Genomic DNA, 15,412 nt, shown 5'->3' on the forward strand with positions numbered 1-15,412 from the left:
CCTTCCTGCCCCTTCGCCGGCAACCCGCACCTATTCTGGGAGCGGGTTTACCCGCGAAGTACCCCACACCGATGACAGCGCCCACCGCTGGCCCTTCCCCCTCTCAATGGCCTAGACTGCGACAATCGCGTTAATGCTCCCGTTCGCCCAAGGCCCTTGCATGTCCGACCCCCGCTACCAGATCGACGTCAGCGTCGTGACCCGCTTCCTCAAAGAGCAATCCGACCCCGAGAACAACCGCTTCGCCTTCGCCTACACCATCACGGTGTCGAACAATGGCACGCTCAAGGCCAAGCTGAGGGGGCGCCACTGGCTGATCACCAACGGCGACGGCAAGGTCGAGGAAGTGCGCGGCGATGGCGTCATTGGCCAACAACCGACCATCGACCCCGGGCAGAGCTATACCTACAGCAGTGGCGCAGTTATCGCCACCCGCGTCGGTACCATGCAAGGCAGCTATCAGATGTTCGCCGAAGACGGTACACGCTTCGACGCCGAGATCGCGCCGTTCCGTCTGGCTGTGCCTGGAGCTCTGCACTGATGGCCACCTACGCCGTCGGCGATCTGCAAGGCTGCCTGCAACCGCTCAAGTGCTTGCTCGAACGCGTCAACTTCGATCCCAAGGTCGATCGCCTGTGGCTGGTGGGCGACCTGGTCAACCGTGGCCCGGAATCGCTCGAAACCCTGCGCTACCTGTATGCGATGCGCGAGTCGCTGGTCTGCGTGCTCGGCAACCATGACCTGCACCTGCTCGCAGCCTGGCATAACATCGAGCGCCTGAAGAAAAGTGACACCCTGCGCGAGATCATCGAGGCACCAGACGCCGATCAGTTGCTCGACTGGCTGCGCCGCCAGAAGCTGCTGCACTATGACGAGGCCCGGGGTATCGCCATGGCTCACGCCGGCATCCCGCCCCAGTGGACGCTGGGCAAGGCCCTGGAGCTGGCAGCAGAGGTGGAGGAGGTGCTGCGCGACGACAACCGCCTCAAGCTCTACCTCGACGGCATGTATGGCAATGAACCGAACAAGTGGAGCAAGAACCTCAGCGGCGTCGAGCGCCTGCGGGTCATCACCAACTATTTCACCCGCATGCGTTTCTGCACCACCGACGGCAAGCTCGACCTCAAGAGCAAGGAAGGCCTGGACAGCGCCCCCAAGGGCTACAAGCCCTGGTACGCCCACAAGGACCGTCGCTCGCGCCACGTGAAGATCATTTTCGGCCATTGGGCCGCCCTCGAAGGCAACGTCGAAGAGCCGAGCGTCATCGCCCTGGACACCGGTTGCGTATGGGGCGGCGCCATGACCCTGTACAACCTGGACAGCGGCCAATACCACCGCTGCGACTGCACCGACGAAGGCACCGTACGTACGGCACCGGAACCCACTAGAATCAACGACCGAACCTGAAGGAAAACGTACCCATGAGCGAATTCAAGCGCATCCCTCCGGAACAGGCCCTGGCCTTGCGTGCCCAAGGTGCGGTGGTGGTCGACATTCGCGATCCCCAGGCCTTCGCTGCCGGCCATATCACCGGCGCCCGCCATCTGGATAACCATTCGGTGGCCGACTTCATCCGCAACGCCGACCTCGACGCGCCGACGCTGGTGGTCTGCTATCACGGTAACTCCAGCCAGAGTGCCGCCGCCTACCTGGTGGGCCAGGGCTTCTCTGAGGTCTACAGCGTCGACGGCGGCTTCGAGCTGTGGCGCGCTACCTATCCGGCCGAAACCGCCCAGAGCGACGCCGAATAATTTTTTTCATTTCCCCTCAAGCCCGCGTCACCTGCGGGCTTGCGCCTTACCTGACGAACGGTCGGAAGCAACTTCTCCGCCCCTCGCCCTTGACCTTGCGTATTACCAACTATCCTTAAGCGCAGGCCATCCAAAAAAGGGGAGAGCCGGTACACCGGCGTGCGGGTCATCGGTAGCGTTCCAAGGTGTTCTGGGGGGTAAACAGCAATCGGTGAAAGCCGCTTGCATGCCAGCATCAGCTGACTGATCCGGCGTCGTCTCCACGTATCGAGCGAGGTGACGTCATGAGCATTTTTAGCCACTTCCAACAACGTTTCGAGTCAACGCGCCAGGAAGAACTCTCGCTGCAGGAGTACCTCGAGCTGTGCAAAGAGGATCGCAGTGCCTACGCATCGGCCGCTGAACGGCTGTTGCTGGCCATCGGTGAGCCGGAACTGATCGACACCTCGAGCAACTCCAGACTGTCGCGGATCTTCTCCAACAAGGTGATCCGCCGGTATCCGGCCTTTGCCGACTTCCACGGCATGGAAGAGTGCATCGACCAGATCGTTTCATACTTCCGCCACGCCGCCCAAGGTCTGGAAGAGAAGAAGCAAATCCTCTATCTGCTGGGCCCGGTAGGCGGCGGCAAATCGTCCCTGGCCGAGAAACTCAAGCAGCTGATGGAGAAAGTGCCGTTCTACGCCATCAAGGATTCGCCCGTATTCGAGTCGCCACTGGGCCTGTTCAACGCCACCGAAGACGGCGCCATCCTCGAAGAGGAGTACGGCATCTCGCGGCGCTACCTGAACACCATCATGTCGCCCTGGGCGACCAAGCGTCTTCAGGAATATGGCGGCGATATCAGCAAGTTCCGCGTGGTCAAGCTGTACCCTTCGATCCTCAACCAGATCGCTATCGCCAAGACCGAACCCGGCGACGAGAACAACCAGGACATTTCCGCACTGGTCGGCAAGGTGGATATCCGCAAGCTCGAGGAATTCCCGCAGAACGACGCCGACGCCTACAGCTACTCGGGCGCCCTGTGCCGGGCCAACCAGGGCCTGATGGAGTTCGTGGAGATGTTCAAGGCACCGATCAAGGTCCTGCACCCCTTGCTCACCGCCACCCAGGAAGGCAACTACAACAGCACCGAGGGCCTGGGGGCAATTCCCTATTCGGGCATCCTGCTGGCCCACTCCAACGAGTCTGAGTGGCACACCTTCCGCAACAACAAGAACAACGAGGCGTTCATCGACCGGATCTATATCGTCAAGGTGCCCTACTGCCTGCGGGTCAGCGACGAAATCAAGATCTACGACAAGCTGTTGGTTAACAGCTCGCTGTCCAAGGCCCATTGCGCGCCCGACACCCTCAAGATGCTCGCCCAGTTCACCGTGCTCTCACGCCTGAAAGAGCCGGAAAACTCGAACATCTACTCGAAAATGCGGGTATATGACGGCGAAAACCTCAAGGATACCGATCCAAAGGCCAAGTCGATCCAGGAGTATCGTGATGCCGCTGGCGTCGACGAAGGCATGAACGGCCTGTCGACCCGCTTCGCCTTCAAGATCCTCTCCAAAGTGTTCAACTTCGACCCGCACGAAGTCGCGGCCAACCCGGTGCACCTGCTTTATGTGCTCGAACAGCAGATCGAACAGGAGCAATTCCCGGCCGAGGTGCGCGAACGCTACCTGCGCTACCTCAAGGAATACCTGGCACCGCGCTACATCGAGTTCATCGGCAAGGAGATCCAGACCGCCTACCTGGAGTCCTACAGCGAATACGGCCAGAACATCTTCGACCGTTATGTGCTGTACGCAGACTTCTGGATTCAGGACCAGGAATACCGCGACCCGGAAACCGGCGAAATCCTCAACCGGATCGCCCTCAACGAAGAACTGGAGAAAATCGAGAAACCGGCCGGCATCAGCAATCCGAAGGACTTCCGCAACGAAATCGTCAACTTCGTGCTGCGTGCCCGCGCCAACAACAACGGCAAGAACCCAAGCTGGCTGAGCTACGAGAAGCTGCGGGTGGTGATCGAGAAGAAAATGTTCTCCAACACCGAAGACCTGCTGCCAGTCATCAGTTTCAACGCCAAGGCAAGCAAGGAAGACCAACAGAAACACAACGACTTCGTCACGCGGATGGTGGAACGTGGCTACACCGACAAACAGGTGCGCCTGCTGTCGGAATGGTACCTGCGGGTCAGGAAATCGCAATAAAGCGACAAGCTGTCAGCCACAGGCTGCAAGCTGTACGGCGCGACCGTCAGGTCTGCGCCTCGGCTTGCAGTGCTGGTGGCTGCTGTGTCTCGCAGCTTGACGCTTGCAGCTGCTCTTAGCGGAGGCCCCATGAGCTACGTAATCGACCGACGCCTGAACGGCAAGAACAAGAGCACGGTCAACCGCCAGCGTTTTCTGCGCCGGTACCGTGAGCACATCAAGAAGGCCGTCGAAGAGGCGGTCAGCCGCCGCTCCATCATGGATATGGAGCATGGTGAGCAGATCAGCATCCCCGGGCGCGATATCGACGAACCGGTGCTGCACCACGGCCGTGGCGGCAAGCAGACTATCGTTCATCCGGGCAACAAGGAATTCACCGCAGGCGAACATATCGCCCGTCCGCAAGGCGGTGGTGGCGGTGGCGGACGCGGCAAGGCCGGTAATTCCGGCGAGGGCATGGACGAATTCGTCTTCCAGATCACTCAGGAAGAATTCCTCGAGTTCATGTTCGAGGACCTGGAGCTGCCCAACCTGGTCAAGCGTCACCTGACCGGTGCCGACACCTTCAAGACCGTACGCGCTGGTATCGCCAACGAGGGCAATCCGTCGCGCATCAACATCGTGCGTACACTGCGCTCGGCCCATGCCCGGCGCATCGCCCTGACCGGCAGCAGCCGCGGCCTGCTGCGCGCAGCGCAAAAGGAACTGGAGCGGCTGAAAGTCGAGGAACCCGATAACTTCACCGACATCCAGGAAGTCGAAGCCGAGATCGTGCGTCTCAAGGCACGCATCAACCGCCTGCCCTTCCTCGACACCTTCGACCTGAAGTACAACCTGCTGGTCAAGCAGCCCAACCCCAGTTCCAAGGCGGTGATGTTCTGCCTGATGGACGTCTCCGGCTCCATGACCCAGGCCACCAAGGATATCGCCAAGCGCTTCTTCATCCTGCTGTACCTGTTCCTCAAGCGTAACTACGAACGCATCGAGGTGGTATTCATCCGCCATCACACCAGCGCCCGCGAAGTGGATGAAGAAGAGTTCTTCTACTCGCGCGAGACCGGCGGCACCATCGTCTCCAGCGCCCTGAAAATGATGCAGGAGATCATGGCCGAGCGTTATCCGGCCAGCGACTGGAACATCTATGCGGCCCAGGCGTCGGATGGCGACAACTGGAACGACGACTCCCCTATCTGCCGCGATATCCTGACCAAGCAGATCATGCCGCACGTGCAGTACTACACTTACGTCGAGATCACCCCCCGCGAGCATCAGGCACTGTGGTACGAGTACGAACGTATCGGCGAGGCGTTTCCCGACACCTTCGCCCAGCAACAGTTGGTCTCGGCCGGTGACATCTACCCGGTCTTCCGTGAACTCTTCCAGCGCAGGTTAGCCACATGACCGCCAGAGCACAGAGACGCCAACCCATTTCCACCGGCTCGGAATGGACCTTCGAGCTGATCCAGACCTACGACCGGGAAATCAGCCGCCTGGCCGCGCGCTATGCGCTGGACACCTACCCCAACCAGATCGAGGTGATCACTGCCGAGCAGATGATGGATGCCTACGCCTCCGTGGGCATGCCGCTGGGCTATCACCACTGGTCCTACGGCAAACAATTCCTCAGCACCGAGAAGTCCTACAGCCGCGGGCAGATGGGCCTGGCCTACGAGATCGTCATCAACTCCGACCCCTGCATCGCCTACCTGATGGAAGAAAACACCATCTGCATGCAGGCGCTGGTGATCGCCCACGCCTGCTACGGGCACAACAGCTTCTTCAAGGGCAACTACCTGTTCCGCACCTGGACCGACGCCAGCTCGATCATCGATTACCTGGTATTCGCCAAGCAGTACATCGCCCAGTGCGAGGAACGCCATGGCATCGATGCGGTGGAGGACCTCATCGACTCCTGCCATGCCCTGATGAACTACGGCGTCGACCGCTACAAGCGGCCATACCCCATCTCCGCCGAGGAAGAGCGCCGGCGCCAGAAGGAGCGCGAGGAACACCTGCAGCGGCAGATCAACGACCTGTGGCGCACCATCCCGAAGGGCGCCGACAAGGGCAGCGACAAGGACGACGCGCGCTTCCCTGCCGAACCCCAGGAAAACATCCTGTACTTCATCGAAAAACACGCCCCGCTGCTCGAACCCTGGCAGCGTGAGGTGGTAAGGATAGTGCGCAAGATCGCGCAGTACTTCTATCCGCAACGCCAGACCCAGGTGATGAACGAAGGCTGGGCAACCTTCTGGCACTACACCCTGATGAACGACCTGTATGACGAAGGCCTGGTCACCGACGGCTTCATGATGGAGTTCCTGCAATCGCACACCAGCGTGGTGTTCCAGCCCGGCTTCGACAGCCCCTACTACAGCGGCATCAACCCCTATGCCCTGGGCTTTGCCATGTACACGGATATCCGCCGGATGTGCGAGCACCCAACGGAAGAGGATCGCCGCTGGTTCCCGGAAATCGCCGGCAGCGACTGGCTGTCGACCATCAAGTTCGCCATGAGCAGCTTCAAGGACGAGAGCTTCATCCTTCAGTACCTTTCCCCCAAGGTGATCCGCGACCTCAAACTGTTCAGCATCCTCGACGACGACCAACGCGACGACCTGCTGGTACCGGCCATCCACGACGAGGCGGGTTATCGCGTCATCCGCGAACAACTGGCGGCGCAGTACAACCTGGGGAACCGCGAGCCCAACGTGCAGATCTGGAGCATCGACCGCCGCGGCGACCGCTCGCTCACCCTGCGCCACCAGCAGCACAACCGCAAACCGCTGGGCGACTCCACCGAGGAAGTGCTCAAGCATCTGCACCGCTTGTGGGGCTTCGACATACACCTGGAGACCGTACAGGGTGACCAGGTGGTGAAAACCCACCATATGCCGCCCCGTGGCGAGCATGGGGAACCAGGCGACTACGGCCGCATGGATCTCGCCGTCATCCACCACCTCTGAGACCTCGTGACTGCCGACAAGGTATGCTGTCGGCAGTCACGGAGGTTGTACATGCACATCTATAAAGTTGGCGGCGCGGTTCGCGACCGCCTGCTCGGGCGCCCGGTCAGCGATATCGACTGGTTGGTAGTCGGCGCCACGGTCGAAGAAATGCAGGCCCTGGGCTTTCGCCCGGTAGGCGCGGATTTCCCCGTCTTCATCCACCCGAAAACCGGCGAGGAATACGCCCTGGCGCGCACCGAGCGCAAGAGCGGTCGCGGCTATGGCGGATTCACCTTTCACGCCAGCCCCGAAGTCACACTCGAGGAAGATCTGATACGCCGCGATCTGACCATCAATGCGATGGCCGAGGACGACCAAGGCAATCTGCACGACCCCTACCATGGCAAAGTTGATCTGGATAGACGCATTCTTCGCCATGTTTCCCCGGCATTCGCCGAAGATCCTTTGCGAGTGCTGCGGGTTGCCCGCTTTGCCGCGCGCTATGCGCCGCTGGGCTTTCACGTCGCCGATGAAACCCTTGAACTCATGCGCCAGATCAGCACCAGCGGCGAACTGCAGGCACTGACTGCCGAACGGAGCTGGAAAGAGATCGAACGTGCGCTGATGGAAGCGCAGCCACAGGTGTTCATCGAAGTGCTGCGCGACTGCGGCGCGCTGCAACAACTGATGCCGGAGCTCGACCCCAGCCCGCAGGCACTCGCCCCGCTGCAACAGGCGGCAGAGCATCGGCAGCCACTGCACGTGCGCTGGGCCTGCCTGCTGCAAGGCGTTCGGGACACCTCACAACTGAAAGCTGTAAACCAGCGCTTCAAGGCGCCACGTGAATGCCAGGAACTGGCACTGCTGGTTGGTGAGTGCCTGCCTCTGGCGCATCGCGCAATGGAGCTGGAAGCAGCGGCATTGCTGGAGCTTCTGCAGAAGTTCGACGTGTATCGCAGGCCGCAGCGTTTCGAAGACTTCATCGCCGCCTGCGAGATGGAGGCACTTGCGCGGCAAGCAGAGCGTTATCCACAGGCCGCCTACCTGCGAGGCGCGGCGTCGGCGGCACGAGACGTCGATGTGAAACCCTTGGTTGCACAAGGTTTGACCGGACAGGCATTGGGAGAGGCACTTAAGGCAGAGCGCTTGCAGGCGTTGACACGCTACAAAGGCTGACCTTGCGCAGCGAGCCCGATCCTTGTGGAGCTGCGGTGGATGGCACCGGCTTTGCCGGCGATCGCGGCGCAAGTCGCAGCGGCAAACCGCCACCGCCAGGTGAGAAAAGGCCGCGACATTGAAACGGCCTTCAGATTCTGGATAACGCAGTCGTGGCTAAAATGGCTGCGTCAGTTGCAACCCACGCCACTCGAACGGCACGGGCGCCAGCTCCTGCTGGATATTCGCCTGCTGCCACAACTCGGCCATGGATTGACCTGCTCCAGGATGCACCAGCTCGGGCGCGAGCAACGACAACGGCCATAGCACGAACGCGTTTTTCAGGATTTCGGCGCGCGGCAGTACAAGGCCGTCGAAAGTACCGTGCAGTTGATCGAACATCAGCACATCGATATCCAGCGGCAAACCCTTGCGATCCGGGGCATAGCGGCCGTTTTCCGCCTCGATGAACTTGAGCCGGCGATCCAGTTCCAGTAGCGGCAGCGCGGTCTGCCCGCTCACCACCAGGTTGAAGAAAGGCCCGCTCTTGATCCCTACCGCCTGGCTCTCGAACACCGCCGAACAGCGCATGTCCTGGAGGATGCCGGCCAGCGCATCAAGCCCGGCGCACAGGTGGCGCTCGCGGTCGATATTGCTGCCCAGTCCCAGGTAAACCGTGCTCAGAGACATCCGCGCTCGATCTCCACGCCCACGCCACCCCGGGCCGCAGGAACGGCACCGGGCTTGGTCAGCTTCAGCCGCATCCACGCAATGCCGAACTCTTCCATCAAGGTCGCCGCCAGACGCTCGGCGAAGGTTTCCACCAGCTCGAAGCGCGACTGCTCGGCAAAGGCCTGGATACGGGCCGAGACACTGGCGTAGTCCAACGCCAGGTCGAGGTCGTCACCGGCCGCCGCCGGGCGGTTGTCCCAGGCGAAACTCAGGTCCAGGCGCAGGCACTGGCGAATATCCCGCTCCCAGTCATAGGCACCGATGACGGTATCGACTTCCAGTCCCTCGATGAACACTCTGTCCAAGCACTTCTCTCCACAGACGACAAGGGCGACTGGCGCCGTTAGAATCAGGGCGTCCCCGCCCGGAATAGTTAGCATGTTTTGGTTATTGGCGCTGCTCGCCTACCTGCTCGGCTCGCTGTCCTTCGCCATTGTCCTGAGCCGCCTCAGTGGCAACCCCGACCCTCGCTCCAGTGGTTCGGGCAACGCCGGCGCGACCAACATGCTGCGCCTGGCAGGCCGCAAGCTGGCCATCCTCACCCTGCTCGGCGACCTGTGCAAGGGTTTGCTGCCAGTGCTGCTGGCCGGACTTGCTGGCCTGAGCCTGCAGGCCCAAGCCTGGATAGGCCTGTGCGCGGTGATCGGCCACCTGTTTCCGCTGTACTTCCGTTTCCAGGGCGGCAAGGGCGTAGCCACTGCGGCGGGCATGCTCATGGGGCTGTACTTTCCCGCCGCGCTGCTGGCGATCGGCGCCTGGTTGCTGACCTTCTACCTCACCCGTACCAGCTCGCTGGCGGCCTTGATCGCCACACCTCTGACCCTGCCGCTGCTGGCCTGGCGCGAGCCGGCCGCGCTGCTGCCAATGACGGTGCTGACAGTACTTATAGTCTGGCGACACCGCAGCAATCTGCGCGACCTGTTTGCCGGCCGCGAACGACATTTCTGAATCACTCGCGGGGAAAACGCCGCCTCACAGCGGCGGCAATTGCTCCATCGGCCAACGCGCCTGCACGCTGATCGCCAGATCCTGCTGCTGTCCGGCCAACAGGCGCTGGCAGCCGGCGTAGGCGATCATCGCGCCGTTGTCGGTGCAGAACTTCGGACGTGCGTAGTACACATTGCCCTTGATGCTCGCGAGCATGTCCTCGAGCGATGCCCGCAGCGCCTTGTTGGCGCTCACGCCTCCGGCGATGACCAGGCGCTTGAGACCGGTCTGCTTGAGGGCACGCTTGCACTTAATGGTCAGAGTCTCCACCACCGCCTGCTGGAATGCCAGCGACAGGTCGCAACGGGTTTGCTCGCTGTCGTCACCCGCATTGCGGCACTGCTGCCAGGTATTCAGGGCGAAGGTCTTGAGACCGCTGAAGCTGAACTCGAGCCCCGGACGGTCGGTCATCGGCCGCGGGAACACGAAGCGCCCGGGCGTACCCTGTTCGGCCAGACGCGCGATCTCGGGACCGCCGGGATAATTCAGACCAATCAGCTTGGCCGTCTTGTCGAAGGCCTCGCCCGCCGCGTCATCCAGGCTCTCGCCCAGAAGCGCGTACTGGCCGATGCCATCGACCTGCACCAATTGAGTGTGACCACCGGATACCAGCAAGGCGACGAACGGGAACTGCGGCGGCTGCTCCTCGAGCATCGGCGCCAGCAGGTGGCCTTCCATGTGGTGAACGCCGATTGCCGGAATATCCCAGGCGAACGCCAGCGCCTGTGCACAGGAGGCGCCAACCAGCAGCGCACCGACCAGACCAGGGCCGGCGGTATAGGCGATGGCATCGATGTCGGCAGCGACGCAGCCGGCTTCATCCAGCACTTCGCGGATCAGCGGCAGCATGCGCTTGACGTGATCGCGCGAGGCGAGCTCGGGCACGACGCCGCCGTAAACGCGGTGCAGGTCGATCTGGCTGAACAGCGCATCGGCCAGCAGGCCGCGCTCACTGTCGTATAATGCGACGCCGGTTTCGTCGCAGGATGTTTCCAATCCCAGTACTAGCATGGGTCCGTGCCTTGTGGAGGCTGAATTCGAAGCCGCGCATTCTAGTCCCCGTACAGAGTGCCGACCAGCGGTTTTCGATCAGAGGCTTTGCATTCCTCCCCGCTAAGGGTTAACATCCGCAACCCTTGAAAACCGACGTTCTCCAGCACACCTTTGTTTTGCCAGGAGCACGTCTACCCCGGTAATGAATTAAGGTAGCCCTGGATGCCAGCCGTCAAAGTTAAAGAGAACGAACCCTTCGACGTAGCTCTGCGTCGTTTCAAGCGCTCCTGCGAAAAAGCCGGTGTACTGGCTGAAGTTCGTAGCCGCGAGTTTTACGAGAAGCCGACCGCTGAGCGTAAGCGCAAAGCTGCTGCCGCTGTTAAGCGTCACGCCAAGAAAGTTCAGCGCGAACAGCGCCGCGCCGTTCGTCTGTACTAATACAGACGTTCTACGCAAAGCTTCTGCCCAGCCCGGCCTCGTGCCGGGCTAATGGCAGTTGTCGCTTCACACCCTTGGCCATGTGCCTTGGAGGCCCCGGCACTCGCCCATGGGCAGAATTCATACGCCTCACCAGAATGCCCGATGCGGCAGGTGATAGGCCGACACGCATCTCCCTTGTTGCTCTCTCCAGCGATTAGACTTGCCAGTAGCCAGATAACGAGACTGCCATGGCCGGGCTGATTCCCCAGAGTTTCATCGACGACCTCCTCAACCGCACCGACATTGTCGACGTGGTGAGTTCGCGCATCCAGCTGAAGAAGACCGGCAAGAACCATTCGGCCTGCTGCCCGTTCCACAAGGAAAAGACGCCGTCCTTCACTGTCAGCCCCGACAAGCAGTTCTACTACTGCTTCGGCTGTGGCGCCGGGGGCAACGCCCTGGGCTTCATCATGGACCACGACAACCTGGATTTCCCCCAGGCAGTCGAGGAACTGGCCCGCGCCGCAGGCATGGAAGTGCCGCGCGAAGAGGGACGACGCGGACAAAAGCCGCGCCAGCCCACCGACTCTCCGCTGTACCCGCTGCTCGAAGCAGCTGCCGAGTTCTATCGCCAGGCGCTGCGCAACCATCCAACACGCAAGGCAGCGGTCGAATACCTGAAGGGCCGCGGCCTGTCCGGCGAAATTGCCCGTGATTTCGGCCTGGGTTTCGCCCCGCCGGGCTGGGACAACCTGTTCAAGCACCTGGGCGCCGACACCCTGCAACAGAAGGTGATGATCGACGCCGGCCTGCTGATCGAGAACGCCGAGACCGGCAAGCGCTACGATCGCTTCCGCGACCGGGTCATGTTCCCGATCCGCGACAGCCGTGGCCGGGTGATCGCCTTCGGCGGGCGCGTGCTGGGCGATGACAAGCCCAAGTACCTGAACTCCCCGGAAACCCCGGTATTCCACAAGGGCCAGGAGCTGTACGGGCTGTTCGAGGCACGCAAGCACAACCGCAACCTCGACGAAATCATCGTGGTCGAGGGCTACATGGATGTGATCGCCCTCGCCCAGCAAGGCCTGCGCAATGCTGTGGCTACGCTAGGCACCGCGACCAGCGAAGAGCACCTCAAGCGCCTGTTCCGCGTGGTGCCCCATGTGCTGTTCTGCTTCGACGGCGACCAGGCCGGGCGCAAGGCGGCCTGGCGTGCACTGGAGGCCACGCTGCCGAACCTGCAGGATGGCAGGCGTGCGCGCTTCCTGTTCCTGCCCGAAGGGGAAGATCCGGATACGCTGGTCCGCGCAGAAGGCACCGACGCTTTTCAGGCCCGCATCCATCAGCACGCCCAACCGCTCGCCGACTATTTCTTCGAGCAATTGGGCAGCGAAGCCGACCCTCGCTCGCTGGAAGGCAAGGCCCACATGGCGACCTTGGCTGCACCGTTGATCGAAAAGATTCCGGGCGCCAATCTGCGTCAGTTAATGCGAAATCGCTTGAAGGAAATTACTGGTCTTGATGTCCAGCAAATGGAGCAGTTGGCACAGAAAGCGCCCGCGCCCAGCGTACCGGACTACGATCCAAGCTATGACTACGATGCCATGGCCAGCTACACGCCGGACTTCAGCGAACAGCACCACGACTACGCTCCCGCCCAGCAGGAGCAACGCCCCTGGACGCCCAACAAAGGGGGTGGCAAGAAGCCCTGGGATGGCAGTGGCAAGCCCTGGGACAAGAACCGCAAGGGCGGCAAGGGCTGGCAGCGCGACGAAGCGCCTCCACGCACGCCGGCACCGGTCGAACCCCCGGCGCTCGCGGCCTTGCGCACATTGCTGCACCATCCGCTGCTGGCCGGCAAGGTCGAGGACGCGAGCCATTTCGCCGACGAAGAACATCTTTACAGCCAGTTGCTGGTAGCCCTGATCGAAGCCGTGCAGAAGAATCCTGGGCTAAGCTCCATGCAACTGATCGCACGCTGGCACGGCACCGAACAGGGGCGTCTGTTGCGGGCGCTGGCGGAGAAGGAATGGCTGATCGATGCCGATAACCTTGAACAACAGTTTTTCGACACCATAACTAGCTTGTCAGCCCGCCAGCGCGAGCGAAGCTTGGAACATCTGCTCAGGAAAGCACGTCAAAGTGAGTTGAGCACTGAGGAAAAATCCCAGTTGCTCGCCCTGCTCAGCAGGAATGTTCCCGCACAAACCCCGACCTCATCTGGCGCGTGAGGTCCATGCTCGGGTATAATCCTCGGCTTGTTTTTTGCCCGCCAAGACCTTCAGTGGATAGGGTGTTATGTCCGGAAAAGCGCAACAGCAATCTCGTATCAAAGAGTTGATCACCCGCGGTCGTGAGCAGGGCTACCTGACTTACGCGGAGGTCAACGACCACCTGCCTGAGGATATTTCAGATCCGGAACAGGTGGAAGACATCATCCGCATGATCAACGACATGGGGATCAACGTATTCGAGAGTGCTCCGGATGCGGATGCCCTGTTGTTGGCGGAAGCCGACACCGACGAAGCCGCAGCCGAAGAAGCCGCCGCAGCGTTGGCGGCCGTTGAAACCGATATCGGCCGCACGACCGACCCGGTACGCATGTACATGCGTGAAATGGGTACCGTCGAGCTCCTGACCCGCGAAGGCGAGATCGAAATCGCCAAGCGTATCGAGGAAGGTATCCGCGAAGTCATGGGCGCCATCGCTCACTTCCCGGGCACCGTCGATCACATTCTCGGCGAGTACGACCGTGTAACGACCGAAGGCGGCCGCCTGTCGGATGTTCTCAGCGGTTACATCGACCCTGACGACAACATCGCCGCGCCTACCGAAGAAGTACCGATCCCAGGCGCCAAGACTGCAGCGGCGAAGGAAGAGTCGGAAGACGAAGAAGAAGGTGACGAAAACAGCGACGACAGCGAGGAAGAGGGCGAAAGCGGCCCCGATCCAGAAGTTGCGCGTCAGCGTTTCGGTGCCGTCTCCGACCAGCTCCAGGCCACCAACAAGGTCCTGAAGAAACATGGTCGCAGTGGCAAGGAAAGCGTTGCGGCGCTCCAGGCCCTGGCCGATCTGTTCATGCCGATCAAGCTGGTGCCCAAGCAGTTCGACGTACTCGTCGAGCGTGTGCGCGGTGCCCTTGACCGCCTGCGTCAGCAGGAGCGTGCGATCATGCAACTGTGCGTACGTGATGCCCGCATGCCGCGTGCCGACTTCCTGCGCCTGTTCCCGAGCAACGAGACCGACCAGACCTGGAGCGGTGACCTCGCCAAGCGCAGCACCAAGTGGGCCGCTGCCCTGGGTGAGAAGGACGCCGCGATCGTCGCCTGCCAGCAGAAGCTGATCGACCTCGAGACCGAGACCGGCCTGACCGTCGCAGAAATCAAAGAGATCAACCGTCGCATGTCGATCGGCGAGGCGAAAGCCCGTCGCGCCAAGAAGGAAATGGTCGAGGCGAACTTGCGTCTGGTGATCTCCATCGCCAAGAAGTACACCAACCGCGGCCTGCAGTTCCTCGACCTGATCCAGGAAGGCAACATCGGCCTGATGAAGGCGGTGGACAAGTTCGAATACCGTCGTGGCTACAAGTTCTCGACCTACGCCACCTGGTGGATTCGCCAGGCGATCACCCGTTCGATCGCCGACCAGGCGCGCACCATCCGGATTCCGGTGCACATGATCGAGACGATCAACAAGCTCAACCGTATTTCCCGGCAGATGCTGCAGGAAATGGGTCGTGAACCGACCCCGGAAGAGCTGGGTGAGCGCATGGAAATGCCTGAGGACAAGATCCGCAAGGTATTGAAGATCGCCAAAGAGCCGATCTCCATGGAAACCCCGATCGGTGACGACGAGGATTCGCATCTGGGCGACTTCATCGAGGACTCCACCATGCAGTCCCCGATCGACGTGGCCACGGTCGAAAGCCTCAAGGAAGCCACTCGCGACGTGCTCTCGGGCCTGACCGCACGCGAAGCCAAGGTGCTGCGCATGCGTTTCGGTATCGACATGAACACCGACCACACACTTGAAGAAGTCGGCAAGCAGTTCGACGTGACCCGCGAGCGGATCCGTCAGATCGAAGCCAAGGCGTTGCGCAAGCTGCGCCACCCGACGCGAAGCGAGCATCTGCGCTCCTTCCTCGACGAGTGATGACGAACCCCGGCCCAGGCCGGGGTTTTTCATGGGCGACAAAAGCTGCAGGCAATCTGCCGCATTC

At 61.4% G+C, this 15,412-nt stretch carries 14 protein-coding genes; 11 read left to right on the forward strand and 3 right to left on the reverse strand.

All coding sequences use genetic code 11. The features are described from left to right. Nucleotides 1–160: 160 nt before the first annotated feature. The 7 genes from apaG (at nucleotide 161) to ACNFHO_RS08150 (ending at nucleotide 8,082) form a co-directional block, all read left to right on the forward strand. Entirely contained in the window at nucleotides 161–541 is a 381-nt protein-coding gene (apaG, locus tag ACNFHO_RS08120) for a Co2+/Mg2+ efflux protein ApaG (protein WP_323453135.1), read from the forward strand. Next, nucleotides 541–1,407 carry a symmetrical bis(5'-nucleosyl)-tetraphosphatase gene (locus tag ACNFHO_RS08125; protein WP_054892219.1) on the forward strand — a complete coding sequence of 289 codons (867 nt, stop codon included), beginning with the start codon at nucleotides 541–543 and terminating at the stop codon, nucleotides 1,405–1,407. The genes apaG and ACNFHO_RS08125 overlap by 1 nt, the downstream gene beginning before the upstream one ends. Before the next feature lie 14 nt (nucleotides 1,408–1,421). Continuing rightward, nucleotides 1,422–1,751, forward strand: a complete 330-nt coding sequence (gene glpE, locus ACNFHO_RS08130; RefSeq protein WP_054892218.1) for a thiosulfate sulfurtransferase GlpE — start codon at nucleotides 1,422–1,424, stop codon at nucleotides 1,749–1,751. Between the two features lie 284 nt (nucleotides 1,752–2,035). Beyond that, nucleotides 2,036–3,958: a PrkA family serine protein kinase gene (locus tag ACNFHO_RS08135; RefSeq protein WP_054892217.1), complete on the forward strand. Its 1,923-nt coding sequence runs from the start codon at nucleotides 2,036–2,038 to the stop codon at nucleotides 3,956–3,958. Between the two features lie 129 nt (nucleotides 3,959–4,087). Continuing rightward, nucleotides 4,088–5,359, forward strand: coding sequence for a YeaH/YhbH family protein (locus ACNFHO_RS08140; protein WP_054892216.1), 1,272 nt, complete (start codon nucleotides 4,088–4,090; stop codon nucleotides 5,357–5,359). Continuing rightward, nucleotides 5,356–6,924: a SpoVR family protein gene (locus ACNFHO_RS08145; protein ID WP_125930925.1), complete on the forward strand. Its 1,569-nt coding sequence runs from the start codon at nucleotides 5,356–5,358 to the stop codon at nucleotides 6,922–6,924. The genes ACNFHO_RS08140 and ACNFHO_RS08145 overlap by 4 nt, the downstream gene beginning before the upstream one ends. Nucleotides 6,925–6,975: 51 nt before the next feature. Next, nucleotides 6,976–8,082, forward strand: coding sequence for a multifunctional CCA addition/repair protein (locus ACNFHO_RS08150; protein ID WP_414154669.1), 1,107 nt, complete (start codon nucleotides 6,976–6,978; stop codon nucleotides 8,080–8,082). A gap of 156 nt (nucleotides 8,083–8,238) precedes the next feature. Here the strand turns inward: ACNFHO_RS08150 and folK are convergent, their stop codons facing one another. Both folK and folB read right to left on the reverse strand, forming a co-directional pair. Beyond that, entirely contained in the window at nucleotides 8,239–8,751 is a 513-nt protein-coding gene (folK, locus tag ACNFHO_RS08155) for a 2-amino-4-hydroxy-6-hydroxymethyldihydropteridine diphosphokinase (protein ID WP_112897179.1), read from the reverse strand. Continuing rightward, nucleotides 8,742–9,098 (reverse strand): dihydroneopterin aldolase, encoded by a 357-nt coding sequence (gene folB, locus ACNFHO_RS08160; RefSeq protein ID WP_414154668.1) that lies wholly within the window; start codon nucleotides 9,096–9,098, stop codon nucleotides 8,742–8,744. Before folB ends, folK begins: the two co-directional genes overlap by 10 nt. A 73-nt stretch (nucleotides 9,099–9,171) precedes the next feature. Between folB and plsY the strand changes: the two genes are divergently transcribed. Next, a complete protein-coding gene (gene plsY, locus ACNFHO_RS08165; protein ID WP_054892211.1) occupies nucleotides 9,172–9,741 on the forward strand; it encodes a glycerol-3-phosphate 1-O-acyltransferase PlsY in 570 nt (189 codons plus the stop codon). A 24-nt stretch (nucleotides 9,742–9,765) separates the two neighbouring features. Here plsY and tsaD read toward each other — a convergent pair whose 3' ends face one another. Beyond that, a complete protein-coding gene (gene tsaD / locus ACNFHO_RS08170; RefSeq protein WP_054892210.1) occupies nucleotides 9,766–10,791 on the reverse strand; it encodes a tRNA (adenosine(37)-N6)-threonylcarbamoyltransferase complex transferase subunit TsaD in 1,026 nt (341 codons plus the stop codon). A 204-nt stretch (nucleotides 10,792–10,995) separates the two neighbouring features. Here tsaD and rpsU point away from each other — a divergent pair, with 204 nt between their 5' ends. The 3 genes from rpsU (at nucleotide 10,996) to rpoD (ending at nucleotide 15,345) form a co-directional block, all read left to right on the forward strand. Continuing rightward, a complete protein-coding gene (gene rpsU / locus ACNFHO_RS08175) occupies nucleotides 10,996–11,211 on the forward strand; it encodes a 30S ribosomal protein S21 (RefSeq protein WP_003255575.1) in 216 nt (71 codons plus the stop codon). 230 nt (nucleotides 11,212–11,441) lie between these two features. Beyond that, entirely contained in the window at nucleotides 11,442–13,424 is a 1,983-nt protein-coding gene (gene dnaG / locus ACNFHO_RS08180; protein WP_416765922.1) for a DNA primase, read from the forward strand. A gap of 67 nt (nucleotides 13,425–13,491) precedes the next feature. Then, on the forward strand, nucleotides 13,492–15,345 hold the full coding sequence (gene rpoD, locus ACNFHO_RS08185) for an RNA polymerase sigma factor RpoD (protein ID WP_054892208.1): 1,854 nt from the start codon (nucleotides 13,492–13,494) through the stop codon (nucleotides 15,343–15,345). Nucleotides 15,346–15,412: the final 67 nt, after the last annotated feature.

Origin of the sequence: Pseudomonas sp. NY15374, assembly GCF_048068255.1 — a bacterium.
In the GTDB taxonomy this organism is placed as follows: Bacteria; Pseudomonadota; Gammaproteobacteria; order Pseudomonadales; family Pseudomonadaceae; genus Aquipseudomonas; species Aquipseudomonas machongensis.

What these genes read in the sequence shown, in the direction of transcription:
- apaG (WP_323453135.1), top strand. Translation starts at nt 161, where the DNA reads ATGTCCGACCCCCGCTACCAGATCGACGTCAGCGTCGTGACCCGCTTC.
- ACNFHO_RS08140 (WP_054892216.1), top strand. Translation starts at nt 4,088, where the DNA reads ATGAGCTACGTAATCGACCGACGCCTGAACGGCAAGAACAAGAGCACG.
- ACNFHO_RS08125 (WP_054892219.1), top strand. Translation starts at nt 541, where the DNA reads ATGGCCACCTACGCCGTCGGCGATCTGCAAGGCTGCCTGCAACCGCTC.
- folK (WP_112897179.1), bottom strand. Translation starts at nt 8,751, where the DNA reads ATGTCTCTGAGCACGGTTTACCTGGGACTGGGCAGCAATATCGACCGC.
- dnaG (WP_416765922.1), top strand. Translation starts at nt 11,442, where the DNA reads ATGGCCGGGCTGATTCCCCAGAGTTTCATCGACGACCTCCTCAACCGC.
- ACNFHO_RS08150 (WP_414154669.1), top strand. Translation starts at nt 6,976, where the DNA reads ATGCACATCTATAAAGTTGGCGGCGCGGTTCGCGACCGCCTGCTCGGG.
- plsY (WP_054892211.1), top strand. Translation starts at nt 9,172, where the DNA reads ATGTTTTGGTTATTGGCGCTGCTCGCCTACCTGCTCGGCTCGCTGTCC.
- glpE (WP_054892218.1), top strand. Translation starts at nt 1,422, where the DNA reads ATGAGCGAATTCAAGCGCATCCCTCCGGAACAGGCCCTGGCCTTGCGT.
- ACNFHO_RS08145 (WP_125930925.1), top strand. Translation starts at nt 5,356, where the DNA reads ATGACCGCCAGAGCACAGAGACGCCAACCCATTTCCACCGGCTCGGAA.
- rpsU (WP_003255575.1), top strand. Translation starts at nt 10,996, where the DNA reads ATGCCAGCCGTCAAAGTTAAAGAGAACGAACCCTTCGACGTAGCTCTG.
- ACNFHO_RS08135 (WP_054892217.1), top strand. Translation starts at nt 2,036, where the DNA reads ATGAGCATTTTTAGCCACTTCCAACAACGTTTCGAGTCAACGCGCCAG.
- tsaD (WP_054892210.1), bottom strand. Translation starts at nt 10,791, where the DNA reads ATGCTAGTACTGGGATTGGAAACATCCTGCGACGAAACCGGCGTCGCA.
- rpoD (WP_054892208.1), top strand. Translation starts at nt 13,492, where the DNA reads ATGTCCGGAAAAGCGCAACAGCAATCTCGTATCAAAGAGTTGATCACC.